Source organism: Vibrio sp. 10N.247.310.17 (assembly GCF_041466605.1).
GTDB lineage: Bacteria > Pseudomonadota > Gammaproteobacteria > Enterobacterales > Vibrionaceae > Vibrio > Vibrio tasmaniensis_A.
Genome location: NZ_JBFSTC010000224.1, coordinates 1 through 1,280, shown reverse-complemented (window position 1 = coordinate 1,280; position 1,280 = coordinate 1). Strand labels below are relative to the sequence as shown.

General features: G+C 39.4%; 2 protein-coding genes. One reads left to right on the top strand and one right to left on the bottom strand.

What is annotated here, in order from left to right; translation table 11 throughout:
- Positions 1-554 precede the first annotated feature (554 nt).
- Complete coding sequence (locus tag AB6D80_RS25000; RefSeq protein WP_009847710.1) at positions 555-950, top strand: DUF2391 family protein; 396 nt, start codon at positions 555-557, stop codon at positions 948-950.
- Between the two features lie 123 nt (positions 951-1,073).
- Here AB6D80_RS25000 and AB6D80_RS24995 read toward each other — a convergent pair.
- The coding region (locus AB6D80_RS24995) for a hypothetical protein (RefSeq protein WP_371704144.1) at positions 1,074-1,280 on the bottom strand (207 nt) is incomplete at its 5' end.

Sequence of the window (1,280 nt, the reverse complement as noted above, 5' to 3'; positions counted from 1 at the left end):
CTTAATAAAGTGGCTTCGGGCTTGTTCAACACTTGGGATTTAGTGTTGGCTACGCGACACCTTAATCCTTATTTGTTAGGCATTAAGCTTAAACCACTCTTAATTGTATTGAGCACCCTGTTTGAAAAGTATCTCAAAGGGGAAGTGGACTATATTTCAGGTTGAAGGAGAGAGTCGCTAGATTAAGGGCCCAAATTGGTGCCGGTGGGATACATATGCTAAGAAATAGAGAATTTCTCGTATTCGTGCAGTGATATTTATCATCCAATTAGGTCGAGACTCTCTGGCTCTAGGTTCAGGTATCTTAGGGTCTCTTTTCTACTCTGATGTGTTTGTTGACTCGATATGAATTAGTTATGTTGACCACTTTACTCTGAACATATTGATTTCTTGCTGGTTAATTCAAGCTATGTTTTGGCTATTGCGACTAATATGAAGCTAGAAGGGCGTTATCGTTCACTTGGTAAGAATAGACTCAAAAAAAGATCATCGGGTGATATTTTAGTGATTATTTTAACAAATAGATAAAGCCTTAAAAGCTAATGGGGCGAACTATGAAATTAAGTTTTAACTTTGAAGATGCCAGTCAGATCTTTGTCGGATCTTTTGCTTTGGCTGTACCGATTTCTTTTTCCGAAGAAGCCTGGAAGTTAGGGGAGACTTTGCCTACTGCTAATCTGTTGCTGCTATTTTTATTATCAGCTGTGTTCTTAGGCTTTTATACTTATGAAAGTGTCTTTCAAAAAAATGTTGTTGCGCGCATGCCGGTGTTTATTTTCAGAATTGTTATTGCTTATGCTATGACGGCGTTGGTAGTTGCTTTGGTCCTGACATGTTTGGATAAGTTGCCTCTATTAAGCGATCCAATAGTCTCGTTTAAACGTGTCATTGTTATATCAATGCCCGCGTCTATGGGGGCTATTATAGTGGATAGTTTCGATAAAGAGTGAAACCGTATATCACCCAGGTTAAGTCATCAACAGAGCCATTCTAGCGCTTATTTGGTTCACTCTTAGATAACACAAGTAACAAGCTCGCTAGAAAGATTTCGACATGTCGTTGGGTGATTAAAGCTAAATCAAAAGAGTAAAGCCTAATTGTTTTACAAGAAAATTAAGACTGAGAGTTTCTCGACTGAACGAGCTATTAGAAAGGTGAGGGGGATGGAGGCTCGCTAGGATCTTTAGATGCAAAAAAGCCGCATCAATGATGCGGCTTTCTTTAATTGGCTCCCCTTGCAAGACTTGAACTTGCGACATACGGATTAACAGTCCGCCGTT

Coding starts and splice junctions, on each gene's coding strand:
- AB6D80_RS25000 (WP_009847710.1), top strand. CDS start 555: ATGAAATTAAGTTTTAACTTTGAAGATGCCAGTCAGATCTTTGTCGGA.